The sequence below is a fragment of the Serratia grimesii NBRC 13537 genome (assembly GCF_001590905.1).
Lineage (GTDB): Bacteria > Pseudomonadota > Gammaproteobacteria > Enterobacterales > Enterobacteriaceae > Serratia > Serratia grimesii.
The window spans coordinates 186,194-205,470 of sequence record NZ_BCTT01000011.1 but is presented as its reverse complement, the minus strand read 5'-3'; the positions used below and the strand labels follow the sequence as shown (position 1 = coordinate 205,470).

Below are 19,277 nucleotides of genomic sequence, written 5' to 3'. Positions count from 1 at the left end.
TGACTGGGGTGACAGAGGGAAGACAACGCAGCAGCGGCTTGAAAGATGAAGGGTATCTTGCCGGTCAATCGTCATTACGGTGCGTAAGCACCCGGTTACCGGGCAACCTGATGTCAGGGCGCACTGTCGGTGCACCTTCATCAACGTTGTAAGTGAGACCTTGCCGGAAGGCGAGGTTTGCTTGCAGCGTTCATAAGAGCGGCTAGCGTCTTCCGACGTTGGCCGTTTTTGTTTTTGAAGGATACCTCTGATGATGAATACCGTTGGCACACCTTGGTTATGGGGCAGCTTTGCCGCCATCATAGTTGTGATGCTCGCAATCGACTTACTGCTGCAAGGCCGTAAAGGCGCACATACCATGACGCTAAAGCAGGCCGCCAGTTGGTCGCTGGTGTGGGTCAGCCTTTCCCTGCTGTTCAACCTGGGTTTCTGGTACTACCTGAACCAGACCGCCGGGCGCGCTGTTGCCGATACTCAGGCGTTGGCCTTCCTCACCGGTTACCTGATCGAAAAAGCACTGGCGGTTGATAACGTCTTTGTTTGGCTGATGCTGTTCAGCTATTTTGCCGTGCCGGCCAACCTGCAACGTCGGGTGCTGATTTTCGGCGTACTGGGTGCGATCGTACTGCGTACCATCATGATCTTCGCCGGTAGCTGGCTGGTTACCCAGTTCCAGTGGTTACTGTACTTGTTCGGCGCTTTCCTGCTGTTCACCGGTATCAAGATGGCGCTGGCGAAAGAAGATGATTCGGCGATTGGTGACAAACCATTGGTGAAGTGGCTGCGCAGCCACCTGCGTATGACCGATAACCTGGAAGGTGAGCGTTTCTTCGTGCGCCGCAACGGTTTGTTGTTTGCGACGCCGCTGGTGTTGGTGCTGATCCTGGTGGAACTGAGTGATGTGATCTTTGCGGTAGACAGTATCCCGGCAATCTTTGCCGTCACCACGGATCCGTTTATCGTTCTGACCTCTAACCTGTTCGCCATCATGGGGCTGCGTGCCATGTACTTCTTGCTGGCTAACGTGGCAGAACGTTTCTCGATGCTGAAGTACGGCCTGTCGATCATTTTGATGTTTATTGGTGTCAAAATGTTGATTATCGACTTCTTCCATATCCCGATCGGCGTTTCGCTCGGTGTAGTGGCCGGTATCCTGACGTTGACCCTGCTGATCAACGCCTGGGTTAACCGCCGTAACGACCGTCTGGCTAATAATAAAGCACCATAATCTGTTATCCGGGGCGCTAGTCGCCCCGTGATTGTTTGGCAATTCATCCCAAACGCCAAATGTTATTGCGATCACACAAATGTAACCAGTATGTTATCAAGAGTTGATCCGCCCTCAGAATTTCACCGCTGGCTCTTTCCAACCCCATTCGTTTACTGAATACTGATTAAGCAAACACACTTGGTTACAGATTCAAATAAAGTTGTCCGGTGGCGTTCCCGCCGAGATAAAGCTGTAAGCAACATCATCAGGAAGAAGAGCACTATGCAAAAATTACTACAAAAGATCACTCAGGGCAGTCTGGTCAAACAAATCATGGTCGGCTTGGTGGCCGGTATTATTGTCGCGTTGGTCTCACCGGCAACAGCTTCAGCCGTTGGACTGCTGGGCGCACTGTTCGTCGGAGCATTAAAAGCGGTGGCGCCGGTGCTCGTGCTGGTATTGGTTATGGCTTCAATCGCCAACCATAAACACGGCCAGAAGACTAACATCCGTCCGATTCTGTTCCTTTATCTGCTGGGCACCTTCGCTGCGGCGCTGGTGGCGGTTGTGGTCAGTTTTATGTTCCCGTCCAACCTGGTGCTGGTAACCGGCAACGCCGACATCAACCCTCCAGGCGGTATTATTGAAGTGCTAAAAGGTCTGTTATTGAGCGTGGTTGCCAACCCGTTCCAAGCACTGATTAGCGCCAACTATATCGGGATCCTGGCTTGGGCTGTGGGTCTGGGCTTGGCACTGCGCCACGCCTCTGAAACCACCAAATCACTGATTAACGATATGTCACACGCGGTAACCATGGTGGTTCGTGCGGTGATCCGTTGTGCACCGCTCGGTATCTTCGGTCTGGTGGCCTCGACGCTGGCGGACACCGGTTTCGGTGCGCTGTGGGGTTATGCCCAACTGCTGGTGGTGTTGATCGGCTGTATGTTGCTGGTAGCGCTGGTGCTGAACCCGCTGATCGTTTACTGGAAAATTCGCCGCAATCCTTATCCGCTGGTCTTCGCTTGCCTGCGTGAGAGCGGTGTGACCGCGTTCTTCACCCGCAGCTCAGCCGCCAATATTCCGGTGAATATGGAGTTGTGCAAAAAGCTGAATCTGAACGAAGACACCTACTCGGTTTCTATCCCGCTGGGCGCCACAATCAATATGGCCGGTGCGGCTATCACCATTACCGTCCTCACGCTGGCTGCGGTCCACACTCTGGGCGTACCGGTTGATATCCCCACTGCGCTGCTGCTGAGTGTTGTCGCCGCTATCTGCGCCTGTGGTGCTTCCGGCGTGGCTGGTGGCTCGCTACTGCTGATTCCATTGGCCTGTAACATGTTTGGTATTCCGAACGATGTGGCCATGCAAGTTGTTGCTGTCGGCTTTATCATCGGTGTGCTGCAAGATTCCGCTGAGACGGCACTGAATTCTTCTACCGACGTGCTGTTCACCGCAGCGGCCTGCCAGGCAGAAGATCAGCGTTTAGCGGATGAAGATCCACTGAGAGTCCGTTAATACCTGAAATAACGCTATAGGCGCCCGTTATCGGGCGCTTTTTTTTGGCGTCAGCAAAGCAGAGACAGTGGCTTTACAATGTCACCCCACTTTTAAAAATCGCTAATTCACGAAAGTCGTTCACTTCGTTACACGTCGCCTGACCATTAGCGATCGCCACGATAAGATCAACAAACTGCTCCAGTAGACGATCCATCGATGTCCCATGGATCAACTTGCCAGCATCAAAGTCGATCCAGTGCGGTTTCTTCGCCGCCAGTTCGCTGTTAGTGGCCAACTTCACCGTAGGAACAAAGCCACCATAGGGCGTCCCGCGCCCGGTGCTGAACAACACCATATGACAGCCAGCACCCGCTAACGCACTGGTCGCCACCGCATCATTGCCGGGTGCACTCAGCAAGTTTAAGCCAGGCTGCCGCAATCGCTCGCCATACTTGAGCACATCCACGACCTGACTCTGCCCCGCCTTCTGCGTGCAACCGAGGGATTTCTCCTCCAGCGTAGTGATACCTCCGGCTTTGTTGCCCGGTGAGGGATTTTCATAAATTGGCTGATTGTGAGCGATAAAGTACTGTTTAAAATCGTTAACCATGCTGACGGTCTTTTCGAAGGTCGCCCGATCGCGGCAGCGGCTCATCAAGATCCGCTCGGCACCAAACATCTCTGGTACCTCTGTCAGCACCGTAGTGCCGCCGTTAGCGATCAGGTAATCGGAAAAACGCCCCAGCAACGGGTTGGCAGTGATGCCTGACAAACCGTCCGAGCCACCGCACTCCAGACCAAACTTCAATTCACTCAATTTGCCTGGCTGCCGGTTGTCTTCGCGCATCACCTGATACAACGCATGTAGCTGCTCGAGCCCAGCCTCCACCTCGTCGTCCTGCTGTTGGCACACCATAAAGCGCACCCGCTGTTCATCGATCACACCCAACGTGCTACGAAAAACATCTACCTGATTGTTTTCACACCCTAGCCCAATCACCAACACCGCCCCCGCATTTGGGTGTCGTACCATATTTTGCAGCATGGTTCGGGTATTGTCGTGATCCTGCCCAAGCTGCGAACAACCAAACGGGTGGCTGAACAGATGCACGCCGTCGATCCCCGCAGCATTCTGCGTTTCCTTTAAAAAACGCTGTTGGATCTGCCGGGCAATACCGTTAACGCAACCAACGGTCGGTACGATCCACAACTCGTTACGGATCCCGACCTCCCCGCTGCTGCGGCGATAAAGGTTTACCTCTCGGTCTGCAGCCTGCGGGGGCAGTGATGGAAAAGCAGGTTGGTACTGATAACTGTCCAGATCGCTCAGGTTGGTTTTAGCATTTTGTGAGTGGATATGCTCACCTGGTGCGATGGCATCCAACGCATGCCCGATCGGCAAACCGTACTTGGTGATCGCCTCACCGGCCGCTATGGGTTGCAGCGCAAACTTATGTCCGCGAACCACCGATTGCGTCAGTACAATGTCTTGCGACGCGATCCGCAGCGTTTCGCCTGCGGCCAGATCGCGCAGTGCTACCGCGACATTGTCCAGCGAATGAATTTTTACCATGCTTTGCATAAACCCACCTTGGGCAACAGCTACGCCAGTTCAATGGCGAAATAGTTTTTGGCATTGTCGAAGCAGATATTTTTCACCATCTGACCCAGCAGCGTGATATCCGCCGGCGCTTCCCCCTCTTCCACCCAGCGACCAATCATCTGGCACAGAATGCGACGGAAATACTCATGACGGGTATAAGACAAGAAACTGCGACTGTCGGTCAGCATGCCGACAAAACGACTCAACAGGCCAAGTTGCGCCAACTGTGTCATCTGGCGCTGCATGCCGTCTTTCTGATCGTTAAACCACCAGCCAGAGCCAAACTGCATCTTGCCCGGCGTACCTTCTTCCTGGAAGTTACCGACCATCGTGCCGATCACTTCGTTATCGCGAGGGTTGAGGCAGTACAGGATCGTTTTCGGTAGTCCACCCTGACGCGCTTGGGCGTCTAACAGGCGTGAAAGTGGCTCCGCCAACGGTCGGTCGTTAATCGAGTCGAAACCGATGTCCGGCCCCCGACTTGCCAGCATGCGGCTGTTATTATTGCGTAAGGCACCGATATGGTATTGCTGCACCCATCCACGGCGTTGATATTCGGCAGCCAGGAACAGCAGCACTGCGCTTTTAAACTGGGCGCTCTGCTCCGGTGTCGGTGACTTGCCGCTCAGGCGTGCAGCTAAAATAGTGTCTAATGCCGCTTCGTCCGCTTCGCCATACACCACCACGTCCAGTGCATGGTCAGCCACCTTGCAGCCATGAGCAGCAAAGTGATCCATACGCTTTTTCAATGCGTCACACAGGGCACTGAAACGACCAATATTGATGTCTGCTGTCGCTTCCAGTTTTTGCAGGTAATCATTGAAGCCCGGCGCATCAATATTGAACGCCTTATCCGGCCGCCAGCTTGGCAATACTTTGATATCAAAACTGCTGTCGGCGGCAATGGCCTTGTGGTGACGCAGATCATCGATGGGATCATCTGTCGTGCCGACCATTTTTACGTTCATTTGCTGCATGATGCCACGCGCCCTGAAATCGTCCTGTGCCAGTAAGGCATTACCGCGCTGCCAGATATCGTCCGCTGTCGTCGGGGAAAGTAACGTCCCTGTGATGCCGAACGGGCGACGTAGCTCCAGGTGAGTCCAGTGGTATAGCGGGTTACCGATGGTGTGCGGCACAGTGGCGGCCCAAGCGTCGAATTTTTCACGGTCGCTGGCATCGCCGGTACACAACCGTTCCGCCACGCCGTTAGTGCGCATCGCCCGCCATTTGTAGTGATCGCCCTTTAGCCAAATCTCATACAAATTATTGAAACGGGTATTTTCGGCAATCTGTTCCGGTGGTAAATGACAGTGATAGTCAAAGATCGGTTGGTCCGCTGCATAGTCATGATACAAACGCCGGGAGAACTCGGTATTTAACAGGAAATCTTCACTTAAAAACGTCGCCATATCTGGCTCCTCACCTTGCTTGTCGTTCTGCATTGTGTCCAATGCGACAAAGTTATCACACCAATTTATCTGGGCGTCCAGCAAAATATCACTCTGGATTGCGGCTTAGTTCCCTTTCAAAGGCCATTAACCGGCGGTTTTGCGGTAAAAATCGGCATGAATCGCATAATTATCCAGCAAACAGTATTACGTAATTGAAAAACGGCTTTTGTGATATCACTCAACTTTTAAATCTGTATGACAAGTTATTGTCTCGCCACCCAGTCGTTCATGCGGCGGGAATACGTCGGTGACGGACAGGCCGGCGCAGAACAACGAAAAGGGATCACCCCCTAAAACGCTGCTGCCATCTCGGCACTGCCTATTGAAGACTGGGAGACATTTCGGATGCGTAAAATTAAAGGGTTACGCTGGTACATGATCGGATTGGTGACCATTGGCACCGTGCTGGGTTACCTGACCCGCAACGCCATTGCCGTCGCGGCGCCGACGCTGGAAGGTACCTTACATATCACCACGCAGCAGTACTCATATATCGTCGCGGCCTATTCCGCCTGCTACACCGTGATGCAGCCAGTCGCGGGCTACGTACTGGACGTTTTAGGGACCAAAGTGGGATACGCCATGTTCGCTATCCTGTGGGCGCTGTTTTGTATGGGTACCGCGCTCGCCAACAGTTGGGGTGGGCTAGCGCTGGCACGCGGTGCCGTTGGCATGGCGGAGGCAGCAATGATCCCCGCCGGGCTGAAAGCCAGTAGCGAATGGTTCCCGGCCAAAGAACGCTCCATTGCCGTGGGTTACTTTAACGTGGGTTCGTCGATCGGCGGTATGCTCGCCCCGCCTTTGGTTGTCTGGGCCATCGTAGCGCACAGTTGGGAAATGGCATTCATCATCACCGGTGTGCTAAGCCTGATCTGGGCCATCTGTTGGCTGATTTTTTACAAGCATCCGAAGGATCAGAAGAAACTCAGCAAAGAAGAACGCGATTACATCCTTGAGGGCCAAGAGGCGCAACATCAAACCGATAATGCCAAGAAAATGTCTGCCTGGCAGATTGTACGCAACCGCCAGTTCTGGGGAATAGCACTGCCGCGATTTCTGGCAGAGCCCGCCTGGGGCACGTTCAATGCCTGGATTCCGCTGTTCATGTTCAAAGCCTACGGCTTTAACCTGAAAGAGATCGCCATGTTCGCCTGGATGCCGATGCTGTTCGCCGATCTCGGCTGCATCGTTGGCGGATACCTGCCACCGTTTTTCCAAAAACACTTTAAGGTGAACCTGATCGTTTCCCGCAAACTGGTGGTCACACTGGGTGCGGTGCTAATGATTGGCCCTGGCATGATCGGTTTGTTCACCAGCCCCTATGCGGCTATCGCGCTGTTGTGCGTCGGTGGTTTTGCTCATCAGGCACTGTCCGGCGCGCTGATTACCTTGTCTTCTGACGTATTTGGTCGCAACGAGGTCGCCACCGCCAATGGCCTGACCGGCATGGCTGCCTGGACCGCCAGTACGCTGTTTGCTCTGGTGGTCGGCGCATTGGCAGATACTCTGGGTTTCAGCCCACTGTTTGCTGCGCTCTCGGTATTCGATATTCTCGGTGCCATTGCTATCTGGACCATCTTGCAAAATCGACCGGCAACCCCGTCGACGGAAGATGCCCTACAGCCGGAACCTGCACGCAGTTAATCCCACCGCCCGGTCATCGCGCCGGGCGTTCCCCAGCCGTCACTGGTAGCTCTACCGGATAAGTGGTATAACAAATCCATGGCTATGCCCCCTCTCTACCCTAAGAGCATTCACTATGGAATTCACTGAAACCAGACGCCTGTACCAACAACTGGCCACCGAGCTTAAGCAGCGTATTGAAAGTGGTCGATATCCTGTGGGCGATAAACTGCCGGCCGAGCGCTACATTGCTGAAGAGATGAATGTTAGCCGTACCGTAGTGCGGGAGGCCATCATCATGTTGGAAGTGGAAGGCTACGTTGACGTACGCAAAGGCTCCGGGATCCACGTGATGTCCAACCAGCAGAAAAATCTGGTCGTTCCGGGTGACAGCATTGAGTTTGCCACTGCCGGCCCCTTTGAGCTTCTACAGGCGCGCCAACTGATCGAAAGTAATATTGCTGAATTCGCGGCGACCCAGGTCACCAAGCAAGACATCATCCAATTGATGGAGATCCAGGAACAAGCGCGTAAGGAAGATCGCTTTCGTGATTCGCAGTGGGACCTGAAATTTCACGTGCAGGTGGCTCTCGCTACCCAAAACACCGCCATGGCCACTATCGTAGAAAAAATGTGGGTGCAACGCGTCAATAACCCTTATTGGATCAAGTTGCACGAACATATCGACGATCGCTCCATCGCCAGTTGGTGCGACGATCACGATCAGATCCTTAAAGCTCTGATTCGCAAAGATCCCCATGCAGCCAAATTAGCCATGTGGCAACACTTGGAAAACACCAAGCAGATGTTGTTCAATGCCACCAGCGACGATTTTGAATATAACGCTGACCGCTATCTGTTCGCCGATAATCCAGTGGTGCATCTGGACGGCGTAGCCGCAGAAAATAAGTAGCCCAAGCGGTCAAAAATCGTCGGGTTATGTCAGGTATTGTAAAATCCGCTGAATCGATGCCTGAACCGCGGTTTGCCGTGTAGTATTTCACCGATGGCAACGTAGATTTCCCTGTTGCCAATCGTGCTATTTTGTTAGAGTTGAGCCACTTTTTTACCCTCTGCTACGGGGCGGGACGCGAATAAATGCGCTGGTTGTTTGCCATGCTTATTGCTCTTTTCTGCTGGACCGGTTCGGTCTCCGGCCAAAAGCTATGCGCGACAACTCCCACAGCATTGAACAGCCAGCCATTGCTCGCTGATACAACGCTTTCCTCTTCTGACTTGGTTTACCAGTCACCAGCAGAGCTGCGGCGCAAACCGCCCGGCAAGTTTCCGCTTCTGTTGCCGCGGGTACATTCTTACCCCGGTTCATTGACAGCCTCAGCCCAATGGCTGCCGGTCTATACTCAGACCACAGTGTTAGGCTACAGCACTCGGCTCCCGCGCCAGACCTCACCTGCGCTAAACCGGCTTGCCCAGGTCAATTGGGCGCTGCACACCCCGCAGCGGCAAAACAGGCTAGGCGGCTGGAAAGAAAGTAATATGCTTTACCGTGGCACGCTGACTTACCACTCTTGACCGGTGTCGCACCGATTAGAACCCACTAAAAAGCAACGCCGTTTCATCGTTACCAGCAGTCAGGATCGCCCGCGCGCTCTTCGCCCACTTCCGATCCGCCGCTGAGACACAAACAAACAATGACGTTTTAGGAACACCGGATGGACATCATTAAAGAACTGTTACATGCCTTATGGCAGCAGGATTTTGAGACGCTGGCGAACCCTTCGCTCGTGTGGACTCTCTACGTCCTGCTGTTTATGATCCTGTTCCTGGAAAATGGCCTGCTGCCAGCAGCATTTTTGCCGGGCGACAGCTTGCTGATCCTGGTTGGCGTGTTGATCGCCAAAGGCACCATGAATTTTCCGCTCACCATTTTTATCCTGACCGTCGCCGCCAGCCTGGGGTGCTGGGTCAGCTACATACAAGGCAAATGGCTCGGCAATACGCGAACGGTGCAGGGATGGCTATCACATCTGCCGGCTCACTATCACCAGCGTGCGCATCAATTGTTCCACCGTCACGGGCTTTCCGCTCTGCTGGTCGGTCGTTTCCTGGCCTTTGTCCGTACTCTGCTACCAACCATTGCCGGCCTCTCTGGTTTGAGCAATGCGCGTTTCCAGTTCTTTAACTGGATGAGTGGTCTGTTGTGGGTCGTGATCCTGACCTCTCTGGGCTTTGCGTTGGGCAAGACCCCGGTGTTTCGCAAGTATGAAGACCAGTTAATGTTCTGCCTGATGCTGCTGCCGTTAGTGTTGCTGGTTGTCGGACTGGTCGGTTCGTTGATTGTGCTGTGGCGTAAGAAACGCTCAGACAGCCAGAATCAGGGGAAAGGGGCGTGATGACAAAGCGCCCGCGCTGGCAGTATGTTTTGCTGATTGCGCTCGCTTTGCTGGCGCTCGCCACACTCTTGGTGCCTTGCATGGTGCGCACTGAAAGCGAGCTTCGCATTCGGGCTGGCCAGCAAGGTCTTTCGCTACCTGACGGTTTTTATGTTTATCAACGTTTGGATCAGCGCGGTATTCGCATCAAAAGTATTACCCCGGAAGGCGACGGTTTGGTGATTCGCCTGGACTCACCTGAACAACAATTGTTGGCACGCGAGGCGCTGCAAACAATTTTGCCACCGGGATACATTATCGCCCTGAGCGAATCCCCTGTTCCTACCCATTGGGTGCGTGAATTTGCACGCGCCCCACTCAATCTGGGATAATACCCCTTCATATGAAGGGTTTTCCTTTCATATTGTCAACCGCTCAATTAATCACCAATCACTACTGAACTGTGGCGGATTCTTTGGGGTCTTCACAATTTATGGCTATGCTAAAGGTTAGCGTCAGTCAGCAGCGTAAGACTCCTGTCGCACTGCCTTTGTGGCAGTCAGGAACAGTGGATGCATGCCAATGCGTCCCATTAACAAGGAACTGATAGCATGAAATTACGCCAATCGATGTTACTGGCTCTCCCATTATTATTTGCCTGCCCGGCGCTGTCGTTTGCAGCAGATAACGGCTGCACCATCAAGGCACAAAATATTCAGCAACAGATTGATTACGCGACCCAACACGGCAATACCCAGCGTGTCGCCGGTTTGAAAAAAGCGTTGAACGAAGTGCAAACCCATTGCACACCGGCTAGCCTACAGGCCGATCGTCAGAAAAAAATTGATGACAAACAACGCAAAGTGACTGAGCGTCAGCAAGAGCTGAAAGAAGCTCAGCAGACCGGTAATCTGGAAAAAGTCGCCAAGAAACAGAAAAAGCTGGCTGAAGCTCAAGCAGAGCTTAAGCAAGCCCAAGCGGAATAATTTTTTTACACCAGCGGATTTATCGCTGAGAGCCGCGCCATACGGGATTTTCATTACGTATAAAATGGATGCTTAGTGATATCAGCTACCCATCTGCCCTTTGCTCCGGCGAAAAAATCCGCTATGTTGAAAGTCTGTCGAAGTTAACGTTAAGGAATAATCACATGGCACATGATTCAAATGCAGAGAACTTACGCGCTGAACTTAAATCCTTAGCTGATACGTTGGAAGAAGTGCTGAACTCTTCCACCGATAAGCCAAAAGCCGAGCTGGAAAAACTGCGTTCCAAAGCAGAAGGTGCATTGAAAGATACTCGTGCACGTCTGAGCGATGCCGGCGACAAAATTGCTTCCCAGACCAAACAGATCGCAGGCCAGGCGGACGATTACGTTCGTGATAATCCGTGGACCGGCATCGGTATCGGCGCTGCAGTTGGCGTGGTGCTGGGCGTTCTGCTCGCGCGTCGTTAATTATGGCCGAACAACCACAAGGTCGTGAGGGCCCCGCTAAAGGGGTCCTGGACATCGGGCAGCGCATCATCACTATTCTTGTCGGTATGGTGGAAACGCGTGTACGACTGGCCGTGGTCGAGCTGGAAGAGGAGAAAGCCAACCTTATTCAGTTGTTGATCATGGCCGGTATGACGCTGTTGTTCACGGCATTTGGTCTGATGAGCCTGCTGATCCTGATTTTCTGGGCTATCGACCCCGTTTACCGCTTGATCGCATTAGGCACCACCACTGGCGTACTGTTGTTCCTGGCCATTGTCGGTACCATTTGGACGCTGGTCAAAGCGCGGCGTTCTACGCTACTTGGCGCTTCGCGCAAACAATTGGAAATCGACCGTTCCCAGTTGGAGGGTGAACAATGAATCGCCGCCGCTATCTGGAATGGAGGAAAGAGAAGCTGATTAACAAGATCCAGCAGCAAAGGCTGGATCTTGCTGACAATAAAACTCTTTGGCTGGAAAAGACTGAACGCATCGATCGCGGCTGGCAAACCATTTTTGGCTTGCGTAAATATCTGGTGGTCGGTTCAAGTGTGATGGCGCTGTACGGCGTCCGCCACCCCAGCAAGCTGATTCGCTGGTCTCGTCGTGCCTTTGCCGCAGTTAGCACTATCAGATTGATCCAGAAAACCTTTTCCTCGAAATAGCCTGCCTCACTTTCTTCAATACTTCCGTTGTTACGCCCACCTTTTCACAGAAATATGACGTTTCTGTCGGTGAAGGTTGGGCAACATTCTGATTACCCTCCATTTGTTAGCAGGCTAAAGATTCAGTTTTTTTGAAAAAATACGACAGTTTTACTTGCTAACAAAGCATACGCTTCCCGATTAACATTCACTCCATCAATACGAAACGGGCAGGACAGGGTCAGATACCCGGCATACCACCCACTGACATGAAAACGCCAAGACTGGCAAACAAAAATTACTTTGGAGTAGATGATGAAAAAATTAGAAGATACAGGTTTGCTGGTTGCTCGTATTCTGATGCCAATCCTGTTTATCGTGGCAGGCTACGGCAAAATGGGTGATGCTTATGCCGGTACCCAACAGTATATGCAATCAATGGGCGTCCCTGGCTTCTTGCTGCCACTGACCATCCTGCTGGAATTTGGCGGCGGTCTGGCAATTCTGTTCGGCTTCCTGACCCGTACAGTGGCACTGTTCACCGCTGGTTTTACCATCCTGACCGCACTGTTGTTCCATACTAACTTTGCAGATGGCGTAAACCAGTTGATGTTCATGAAAAACCTGACCATCGCCGGCGGCTTCATCGTTCTGGCCGTAGCAGGCCCAGGCGGCTTCAGCATTGACCGCATTCTGAACAAAAAGTGGTAAGATTTTAAGACCGATTCAGGGTCCGGCATGCCGGACCCTTCTGCTTTTTCACTCGGACACGAAGGAGATTCCCATGGGACAACTCGTCGATGGCGTTTGGCAAGACATCTGGTATGACACCTCATCCACCGGAGGCCGTTTCAAACGCTCAACCTCTCAGTTCCGCAATTGGGTGACCGCTGACGGTCAACCGGGCGAACACGGAGTCGGAGGTTTTAAAGCGGAGAAAGATCGTTATCACCTGTACGTTTCACTTGCCTGCCCTTGGGCGCACCGCACTCTGCTGATGCGCAAATTAAAAGGGCTGGAGCACATCATTCCCGTTTCCGTGGTGCATCCGCTGATGTTGGAAAACGGTTGGACCTTCGGCACTGATTTCCCTGAAGCGACCGGCGATAACCTGTACCAGTCAGACTTCCTCTACCAGATTTACTTACGCGCCGACAAACACTATACCGGCCGCGTGACAGTGCCGGTGCTGTGGGATAAACAACAGCAAACCATCGTCAGTAATGAATCTGCCGATATCATCCGTATGTTCAACAGTGCATTTGATGGCGTTGGCGCACGTGCCGGCGATTACTATCCCGCGGAGCTACGCGGAAAAATTGATGAGCTAAACGGTTGGATTTACGATCAGGTAAATAATGGGGTGTATAAGGCTGGTTTCGCCACCAGCCAGGCGGCCTATGATGAAGCGGTAACCGGGGTATTTGATGGACTCGCACGGTTGGAGCAAATCTTGGGGCAGCAGCGCTACCTGACCGGCGAACACCTCACCGAGGCTGATCTGCGCCTGTGGACTACGCTAGTGCGTTTCGATCCGGTGTATGTCACCCACTTTAAATGCGACAAACACCGCATCAGCGATTACCTCAACCTCTATGGCTTCCTGCGGGACATTTACCAGATGCCCGGCATTGCCGAAACGGTCAGTTTGCCGCACATTCGTAATCACTATTACCGCAGTCACGCCACTATCAATCCGCACGGTATTATTTCCATCGGGCCGTCACAGGATTTGGACGCACCGCATGGTCGAGACAAGCGTTTCGGGTGACACGTTTCTCCCCCTCTCCTTACCGGCGAGGGGGAATGATTTACTGCCGCTCCAGTTGTGCAAACAGCCGCGGAATTTCGCGCAGGAACCAGGCCTTTGCCTCCCCCATGCTGTCACGCCGCCAGGCCATGATGATATCAGCCTCACGACTGTACTCCGGTCCGACAACGCGCAGACGCCCTTCTTCAATGTCTTTTTCGACCATCGGGTAAGGCATGGTCGCCACACCCAGACCAGCCAGTAAAGCCAGGCGCTTGTCTTCAATGGTGCTGACCGTCAGCCGCTGCTGTTTATCCAGCAATTGCACAGTCAATACCGGGCGTTCACGGGCGGTATCCGCAACCGCGATACCGCGGTACTTCACTCGCGTCAATTCGGATAACGGTTCAGGCTCAAGGTGGATCGGATGGTTCGGCGCAGCGACGTATACACTCATCACTTTGTACAGCTTACGGGTGTTAATTTCTGACGAGGCGCGGAAATGCATGTCCGGGGCAATAACGATATCGGCACGCCCTTGCTCCAACCGTTCCCAGGCACCAGCCAGCACCTCGGTGAAAATTGACACCTGGGTATTCGCCTTCAGCGCCAATTTGTCGACCAGCGGGAACAATTTACTCGGCGGTGACAGCGCTTCGCTGACGATCGTCAAATGGGTTTCCCAACCACGCGCCAACGCTTCGGCATCGGTAGTCAGTTTGTCTGCCGCTTCCAACAGCACCCGACCACGCTCCAGCAGCATGCGCCCGACATTGGTGAACTTGGTACGGTGACCGGAACGGTCGAACAACACCACGTCCAATTCTTCTTCCAATTTTTGCATGGTGTAGCTGAGTGCCGACGGCACACGCCCCAGCTCATCGGCTGCCGCAGCGAAACTACCACGTCGGTCGATTGCATCCATAACCCTTAACGCCTCAAGCGTTAACGCCCGATCTCTGGCCATCGAATCTCTCTGTCAGGAAATTTGAATATGCCGACCAGATTAACTGGCTAACAATCCGGCGTCCAGATGCTTACCATCTTAATATACCCAATAGGTTTCTGGCGGCAGCGAGAAAATGGCCAAGATAAGCCAACGCAACAGCAACCAGAACGATGAAGGGAAGAATAAATTTAGAGAGCCGATTGCCATGATTACATGCAGAACAGCACAACAATGCGGGCAAGCTGACTTTGGTTGGCTGCAGGCTCGCTACACCTTTTCTTTTGGACATTACTTCGATCCCAAGCTGATGGGCTACGCCTCATTGCGGGTGCTCAATCAGGAGGTGCTGGCGCCGGGTGCGTCATTCCAGCCACGCACTTATCCCAATGTGGATATCCTGAATCTTATCTTGCAGGGGAAAGCCGAATACCGCGACAGCGACGGCAACACAGTGAATGCTCAAGCTGGTGAAGCCTTACTGTTGTCCACTCAGCCTGGCCTGAGTTACAGCGAGCAAAACATCAGTAGCGATACACCACTGACCCGTTTACAACTGTGGCTGGATGCCTGCCCGGAGCGCAGCAACGAACGTGTACAACGCCTGATGCTGCCAGAAACCGGCCTGACGCTGCTGGCCTCGCCAGATGGCGCACAGGGCAGTCTGCAACTGCGCCAGCAGGTGTGGATCCATCATTTGGATTTACAGCCCGGCGAGCAGCAGACATTGGCGCTGAACGGACCGCGTGCGTATTTACAGTCGATCCACGGCACCATTGAAGCCAATGGCGAACGTCACGACGGTCATCGACTGACCTGCGGTGATGGGGCGTTTATCCATGAGGAGAATCGACTGACTATCCGCGCTAAAACGCCATTGCGAGCGCTACTGATTGACTTGCCGGTGTGAGTGGCATTCTAAAAGGAAAAAGCCCGCGTAACTTGCGTTACGCGGGCTTTTCTTTATAGAGGGAGTTGACCGGTAAGCCGGGTTCTGTCGTGGACAGTCATTCCTCTAGGCCAGCAATCGCTCACTGGCTCAAGCAGCCTACCCGGGTTCAGTACGGGCCGTACCATGTGAACCCCTATTTGGCCTTGCTCCGGGTGGAGTTTACCGTGCCACGAACTGTTGCCAGTCGCGCGGTGCGCTCTTACCGCACCCTTTCACCCTTACCTGATCCCGCTTGCGCGGGCCATCGGCGGTTTGCTCTCTGTTGCACTAGTCGTAGGCTTGCGCCTCCCAGGCGTTACCTGGCACCCTGCCCTATGGAGCCCGGACTTTCCTCCCCTCCACCTGTCTCCCCCGAAAGGGACGGCAGTGAAGCGGCGACTGTCTGGTCAACTCCGGCGCGGATAGTAGCGTCGTGCTCGCGGCAGGTCAACCGCTTTACTGTTCTTGTTGCTCTAAGGCGTACTTATACAACGCATTTTTCTTTACACCATGGATTTCTGCCGCCAGCGCCGCCGCCTTTTTCAACGGCAGTTCTTTTTGCAGCAATGCCAGCGTACGCAGCGCTTCCAACGGTAATGCATCTTCCTGCACCTTGTGGCCTTCAACGATAAGCACCATTTCGCCACGGCGACGGACTTCATCTTCCTGTACCCAGGCCAGTAACTCACCAACCGGTGCGCCGGTGATGGATTCCCAGGTTTTGGTCAGCTCGCGCGCCAATACCACATAGCGTTGTGGCCCCCACACGGTCACCATGTCCTGCAAACTTTCCAACAAACGGTGAGTAGATTCGTAGAAAATCAACGTGCGCGGTTCCTCTGCCAGCGCCATCAGCGTATCCTTACGCCCCTTGGTTTTCGCCGGCAGGAACCCTTCGTAGCAGAAGCGGTCTGAAGCAAGGCCTGCGGCGCAGAGTGCAGTAGTTGCCGCGCAAGCTCCTGGCAATGGCACTACCCGAATGCCGGCTTCACGACAACGGCGTACCAGGTGATAGCCAGGATCGTTGATCAACGGTGTGCCTGCGTCAGAAACCAGCGCAATGCTCTGGCCTTCTTGCAGTTTCGCCAACAGTTGATCGGCTTTTTGCTGTTCGTTATGGTCGTGCAGCGCAAACAACCGCGCGCTAATCGCGAAGTGTTGCAGCAGCAACCCGGTATGGCGCGTGTCCTCGGCCGCAATCAGATCAACGCTTTTCAGTACCTCTAACGCACGATGGGTTATATCCCCTAAATTGCCGATTGGGGTGGGCACCACATACAGTGTTGATGCAGAAATGACTGATTGTTGGTGTTGATTCATTGTTTCATCCGAGTTGCCGATTTAATATTAAGCATCTTGAAAAAAACATCACTGGATACAGTATGCTTTCCTCAACATTCGTTCGTACCAAAGCAGGGCGTTCAAAGCCTGTCCGACTTACCGCAGTTATCGCTGCAGCCCTTTTCCTCGCAGGCTGCCCGAGTCAGGCCCCGCAGACGCCGCCCGCTAATATACAGGACGAAGCGAGCGCCAGTTCCGATTACTATCTGCAACAGTTGCAGCAAAGCAGTAATGATAACAAGGCTGACTGGCAATTACTTGCTATTCGCGCGCTGTTACGTGAAGGGAAGCTGCCGCAAGCCAGTGAACAGCTGAACCAACTGCCAAAAAACCTGAGTAGCGTGCAGCAGGTAGAACGCCAGTTGCTGAGTGCTGAACTTCAGGTGGCGAACAAAAGCTACGTCAGCGCCCGCAGTACATTAGGCCATCTGGATACCGGCTCGTTGTCAGCCAATCAGTTAGTGCGCTTCTATCAGGCGCAGATCGCCGCTAATCAGGGTAAACCTTCTCTGCCGCTCATCCGTGCTTATATCGCACAAGAGCCATTGTTGACCGGCAAAGCGCACCAAACCAATCTGGATCAAACCTGGCAAGCATTACTACAGCTGACACCGCAGGACATGAACAGTCTGGTGATCAATGCCAATGAGAATGTGCTGCAAGGTTGGCTTGATTTGTTGCGTGTTTATCAGGACAACAAGCAGGATCCTGATCTGTTGAAAGCAGGCATTAAAGACTGGCAGAATCGCTACCCGCAGAACCCGGCGGCGAAAACGTTACCGACCCAGTTGAACCAGGTACTGAACTTTACCCAGGCTTCTACGTCGAAAATCGCCCTGCTGCTGCCGTTGAACGGCCAGGCCAAAGTGTTCGCCGACGCGATCCAAAAAGGCTTTGAAGCGGCGAAAAATGGCGTGACGTCTTCAGCACCGATACAACAGCAACCACAGCCCGTCAGTGCCCCCGCACAGGCACCTGCACCAGCGGACCAAAACGCCAATGGTGCGGTAAGCACCTCTGCGCCGTCAGCTGAGGCTGCTCCGGTCACAGCGGCACAACCGTCTACACCGTCCACTGCGCCTATTACGCCGCCACAAGCCGCTAATGCACAGATTAAGGTATATGACACCTCCAGCCAGCCACTGGCCGCGTTGCTGACGCAGGCACAGCAGGATGGCGCGACCCTGGTGGTCGGTCCGCTATTGAAAGAAAATGTCGACCAACTGGCCAGTAGCACAACCACGTTGAACGTACTGGCGCTTAATCAGCCGGAAACCCCGAAAGACAACCCAAATATTTGCTACTTCGCACTTTCACCGGAAGACGAAGCCCGTGATGCTGCACGCCACATCTGGGAACAGCAGAAACGGCAACCACTGTTGCTGATCCCACGCGGCGCCTTCGGCGATCGCGTTGCCAAGGCTTTTAACCAAGAGTGGCAGAAACTGGGCGGCCAGACCGTGTTGCAGCAAGGCATCGGTTCACCGGGTGAATTGCGTCAGATGGTGAACAGCGGCGGCATTCGCATGTCCGGTACACCAATCTCTGCTGCACCTGCACCACAGGCGGTAACCATTGCCGGGCTGACTATTCCGGCACCGCCAAGCGATACGCCTGCAGCCAGCGGCGGCAGCGTAGACGCGGTCTATATCGTAGCGACACAGTCTCAACTGACACTGATCAAACCGATGATCGACATGGCTACCACCTCACGCAGTAAGCCTGCAATGTACGCCAGCTCACGCAGCTATCAGGCCGGTGCCGGTCCAGACTTCCGCCTGGAAATGGAAGGTCTGCAGTTTAGCGACATCCCATTGTTGGCCGGCTCCAACCCACAGTTATTGCAGCAGGCAAGCAGCCAGTTCCGTAACGATTATTCGCTGGTTCGTCTGTACGCAATGGGGATGGATGCCTGGACATTGTCCAACCACTTTGCTGAAATGCGCCAACTGCCAGGCTTCCAGGTCTCAGGCACGACGGGTGTGCTAACATCCTCACAAGGTTGTGTGATCAACAGAAAACTGCCTTGGCTGCAATACCGTCAGGGTACGGTCGTTCCGGTCTCTTGAGTCAACGCGCCACAGGGGCGGGCTATGAGTTACAAGCCCGCCACTATCTGGAACGCGCCGGGCTCACCTTCTTCGCCGCCAACGTGGCGTTGCGCGGCGGTGAGCTCGATCTCATCATGCGCGATGGTCAAACCTGGGTGTTCGTCGAAGTCCGCTACCGCCGCAATGACGCTTTTGGTGGTGCGGCAGCCAGCGTCACTTATCGTAAGCAACAACGGTTGTTGCATGCTGCCGCCGTTTGGTTGGCGGGGCGCGGAGCCAGTTTTGACACATCATCTTGCCGTTTTGATGTTTTGGCCATCACCGGTAGCCAGTTAGAATGGATACCCAACGCCTTCAATGCGGATTAATCGTGGTTTACCGGTGCAGACCGGCCCTTTGACTTAGTGGATTAATA

General features: G+C 53.7%; 20 protein-coding genes and 1 other RNA gene. 16 read left to right on the top strand and 5 right to left on the bottom strand.

The window, feature by feature from the left end; genetic code table 11:
• Nucleotides 1-250: 250 nt before the first annotated feature.
• A complete protein-coding gene (locus SGR01S_RS14940) occupies nt 251-1,228 on the top strand; it encodes a TerC family protein (protein ID WP_037416439.1) in 978 nt (325 codons plus the stop codon).
• A gap of 264 nt (nt 1,229-1,492) precedes the next feature.
• Nucleotides 1,493-2,728: a serine/threonine transporter SstT gene (gene sstT, locus SGR01S_RS14935; RefSeq protein ID WP_037416435.1), complete on the top strand. Its 1,236-nt coding sequence runs from the start codon at nt 1,493-1,495 to the stop codon at nt 2,726-2,728.
• Between the two features lie 73 nt (nt 2,729-2,801).
• Here the strand turns inward: sstT and SGR01S_RS14930 are convergent, their stop codons facing one another.
• Together SGR01S_RS14930 and uxaC are read right to left on the bottom strand one after the other, a co-directional pair.
• Nucleotides 2,802-4,292 (bottom strand): UxaA family hydrolase, encoded by a 1,491-nt coding sequence (locus SGR01S_RS14930; RefSeq protein ID WP_061807844.1) that lies wholly within the window; start codon nt 4,290-4,292, stop codon nt 2,802-2,804.
• Nucleotides 4,293-4,312: 20 nt separating this feature from the next.
• Complete coding sequence (gene uxaC, locus SGR01S_RS14925; RefSeq protein WP_061807843.1) at nt 4,313-5,725, bottom strand: glucuronate isomerase; 1,413 nt, start codon at nt 5,723-5,725, stop codon at nt 4,313-4,315.
• Between the two features lie 387 nt (nt 5,726-6,112).
• On the opposite strand from uxaC, the gene SGR01S_RS14920 reads away from it, so the two are divergent.
• The 11 genes from SGR01S_RS14920 to SGR01S_RS14870 all read left to right on the top strand — a co-directional run bounded on the left by SGR01S_RS14920 (nt 6,113) and on the right by SGR01S_RS14870 (nt 13,614).
• Nucleotides 6,113-7,411 (top strand): MFS transporter, encoded by a 1,299-nt coding sequence (locus SGR01S_RS14920; RefSeq protein ID WP_037416425.1) that lies wholly within the window; start codon nt 6,113-6,115, stop codon nt 7,409-7,411.
• 115 nt (nt 7,412-7,526) lie between these two features.
• The gene (gene exuR, locus SGR01S_RS14915) at nt 7,527-8,303 is read left to right on the top strand and encodes a transcriptional regulator ExuR (RefSeq protein WP_061807842.1); all 777 of its coding nucleotides are present in this window, start codon (nt 7,527-7,529) and stop codon (nt 8,301-8,303) included.
• Nucleotides 8,304-8,488: 185 nt separating this feature from the next.
• Complete coding sequence (locus SGR01S_RS14910) at nt 8,489-8,923, top strand: hypothetical protein (RefSeq protein ID WP_037416419.1); 435 nt, start codon at nt 8,489-8,491, stop codon at nt 8,921-8,923.
• Nucleotides 8,924-9,063: 140 nt separating this feature from the next.
• Entirely contained in the window at nt 9,064-9,744 is a 681-nt protein-coding gene (locus SGR01S_RS14905) for a DedA family protein (protein WP_037416416.1), read from the top strand.
• Nucleotides 9,744-10,115: an EnvZ/OmpR regulon moderator MzrA gene (mzrA, locus tag SGR01S_RS14900; protein WP_061807841.1), complete on the top strand. Its 372-nt coding sequence runs from the start codon at nt 9,744-9,746 to the stop codon at nt 10,113-10,115. The genes SGR01S_RS14905 and mzrA overlap by 1 nt, the downstream gene beginning before the upstream one ends.
• Before the next feature lie 219 nt (nt 10,116-10,334).
• Nucleotides 10,335-10,709, top strand: a complete 375-nt coding sequence (locus SGR01S_RS14895) for a DUF1090 domain-containing protein (protein ID WP_037416414.1) — start codon at nt 10,335-10,337, stop codon at nt 10,707-10,709.
• A 164-nt stretch (nt 10,710-10,873) separates the two neighbouring features.
• Nucleotides 10,874-11,179 (top strand): ElaB/YgaM/YqjD family protein, encoded by a 306-nt coding sequence (locus tag SGR01S_RS14890; protein WP_037416411.1) that lies wholly within the window; start codon nt 10,874-10,876, stop codon nt 11,177-11,179.
• 2 nt (nt 11,180-11,181) lie between these two features.
• Nucleotides 11,182-11,580, top strand: a complete 399-nt coding sequence (locus tag SGR01S_RS14885) for a phage holin family protein (RefSeq protein ID WP_061807840.1) — start codon at nt 11,182-11,184, stop codon at nt 11,578-11,580.
• Nucleotides 11,577-11,864, top strand: a complete 288-nt coding sequence (locus SGR01S_RS14880; protein WP_037416405.1) for a YqjK-like family protein — start codon at nt 11,577-11,579, stop codon at nt 11,862-11,864. Before SGR01S_RS14885 ends, SGR01S_RS14880 begins: the two co-directional genes overlap by 4 nt.
• Nucleotides 11,865-12,158: 294 nt before the next feature.
• On the top strand, nt 12,159-12,554 hold the full coding sequence (locus SGR01S_RS14875; protein WP_024483097.1) for a DoxX family protein: 396 nt from the start codon (nt 12,159-12,161) through the stop codon (nt 12,552-12,554).
• A 73-nt stretch (nt 12,555-12,627) separates the two neighbouring features.
• Nucleotides 12,628-13,614, top strand: coding sequence for a glutathione S-transferase family protein (locus tag SGR01S_RS14870; RefSeq protein ID WP_037416402.1), 987 nt, complete (start codon nt 12,628-12,630; stop codon nt 13,612-13,614).
• 40 nt (nt 13,615-13,654) lie between these two features.
• Here SGR01S_RS14870 and SGR01S_RS14865 read toward each other — a convergent pair whose 3' ends face one another.
• Nucleotides 13,655-14,560, bottom strand: a complete 906-nt coding sequence (locus tag SGR01S_RS14865; protein WP_037416398.1) for a LysR family transcriptional regulator — start codon at nt 14,558-14,560, stop codon at nt 13,655-13,657.
• A gap of 187 nt (nt 14,561-14,747) precedes the next feature.
• On the opposite strand from SGR01S_RS14865, the gene SGR01S_RS14860 reads away from it, so the two are divergent.
• Nucleotides 14,748-15,449: a pirin family protein gene (locus tag SGR01S_RS14860; RefSeq protein ID WP_061807956.1), complete on the top strand. Its 702-nt coding sequence runs from the start codon at nt 14,748-14,750 to the stop codon at nt 15,447-15,449.
• 57 nt (nt 15,450-15,506) lie between these two features.
• Here SGR01S_RS14860 and rnpB read toward each other — a convergent pair.
• Together rnpB and rsmI are read right to left on the bottom strand one after the other, a co-directional pair.
• Nucleotides 15,507-15,885: RNase P RNA component class A (gene rnpB / locus SGR01S_RS14855), an RNA gene on the bottom strand.
• Between the two features lie 41 nt (nt 15,886-15,926).
• A complete protein-coding gene (gene rsmI / locus SGR01S_RS14850; RefSeq protein WP_037416395.1) occupies nt 15,927-16,790 on the bottom strand; it encodes a 16S rRNA (cytidine(1402)-2'-O)-methyltransferase in 864 nt (287 codons plus the stop codon).
• Nucleotides 16,791-16,852: 62 nt separating this feature from the next.
• Here rsmI and SGR01S_RS14845 point away from each other — a divergent pair, with 62 nt between their 5' ends.
• Entirely contained in the window at nt 16,853-18,880 is a 2,028-nt protein-coding gene (locus SGR01S_RS14845; RefSeq protein ID WP_061807839.1) for a penicillin-binding protein activator, read from the top strand.
• Complete coding sequence (locus tag SGR01S_RS14840; protein ID WP_115185184.1) at nt 18,877-19,230, top strand: YraN family protein; 354 nt, start codon at nt 18,877-18,879, stop codon at nt 19,228-19,230. The genes SGR01S_RS14845 and SGR01S_RS14840 overlap by 4 nt, the downstream gene beginning before the upstream one ends.
• Nucleotides 19,231-19,277: the final 47 nt, after the last annotated feature.

Coding starts and splice junctions, on each gene's coding strand:
- SGR01S_RS14940 (WP_037416439.1), top strand. CDS start 251: ATGATGAATACCGTTGGCACACCTTGGTTATGGGGCAGCTTTGCCGCC.
- sstT (WP_037416435.1), top strand. CDS start 1,493: ATGCAAAAATTACTACAAAAGATCACTCAGGGCAGTCTGGTCAAACAA.
- SGR01S_RS14930 (WP_061807844.1), bottom strand. CDS start 4,292: ATGCAAAGCATGGTAAAAATTCATTCGCTGGACAATGTCGCGGTAGCA.
- uxaC (WP_061807843.1), bottom strand. CDS start 5,725: ATGGCGACGTTTTTAAGTGAAGATTTCCTGTTAAATACCGAGTTCTCC.
- SGR01S_RS14920 (WP_037416425.1), top strand. CDS start 6,113: ATGCGTAAAATTAAAGGGTTACGCTGGTACATGATCGGATTGGTGACC.
- exuR (WP_061807842.1), top strand. CDS start 7,527: ATGGAATTCACTGAAACCAGACGCCTGTACCAACAACTGGCCACCGAG.
- SGR01S_RS14910 (WP_037416419.1), top strand. CDS start 8,489: ATGCGCTGGTTGTTTGCCATGCTTATTGCTCTTTTCTGCTGGACCGGT.
- SGR01S_RS14905 (WP_037416416.1), top strand. CDS start 9,064: ATGGACATCATTAAAGAACTGTTACATGCCTTATGGCAGCAGGATTTT.
- mzrA (WP_061807841.1), top strand. CDS start 9,744: ATGACAAAGCGCCCGCGCTGGCAGTATGTTTTGCTGATTGCGCTCGCT.
- SGR01S_RS14895 (WP_037416414.1), top strand. CDS start 10,335: ATGAAATTACGCCAATCGATGTTACTGGCTCTCCCATTATTATTTGCC.
- SGR01S_RS14890 (WP_037416411.1), top strand. CDS start 10,874: ATGGCACATGATTCAAATGCAGAGAACTTACGCGCTGAACTTAAATCC.
- SGR01S_RS14885 (WP_061807840.1), top strand. CDS start 11,182: ATGGCCGAACAACCACAAGGTCGTGAGGGCCCCGCTAAAGGGGTCCTG.
- SGR01S_RS14880 (WP_037416405.1), top strand. CDS start 11,577: ATGAATCGCCGCCGCTATCTGGAATGGAGGAAAGAGAAGCTGATTAAC.
- SGR01S_RS14875 (WP_024483097.1), top strand. CDS start 12,159: ATGAAAAAATTAGAAGATACAGGTTTGCTGGTTGCTCGTATTCTGATG.
- SGR01S_RS14870 (WP_037416402.1), top strand. CDS start 12,628: ATGGGACAACTCGTCGATGGCGTTTGGCAAGACATCTGGTATGACACC.
- SGR01S_RS14865 (WP_037416398.1), bottom strand. CDS start 14,560: ATGGCCAGAGATCGGGCGTTAACGCTTGAGGCGTTAAGGGTTATGGAT.
- SGR01S_RS14860 (WP_061807956.1), top strand. CDS start 14,748: ATGATTACATGCAGAACAGCACAACAATGCGGGCAAGCTGACTTTGGT.
- rsmI (WP_037416395.1), bottom strand. CDS start 16,790: ATGAATCAACACCAACAATCAGTCATTTCTGCATCAACACTGTATGTG.
- SGR01S_RS14845 (WP_061807839.1), top strand. CDS start 16,853: ATGCTTTCCTCAACATTCGTTCGTACCAAAGCAGGGCGTTCAAAGCCT.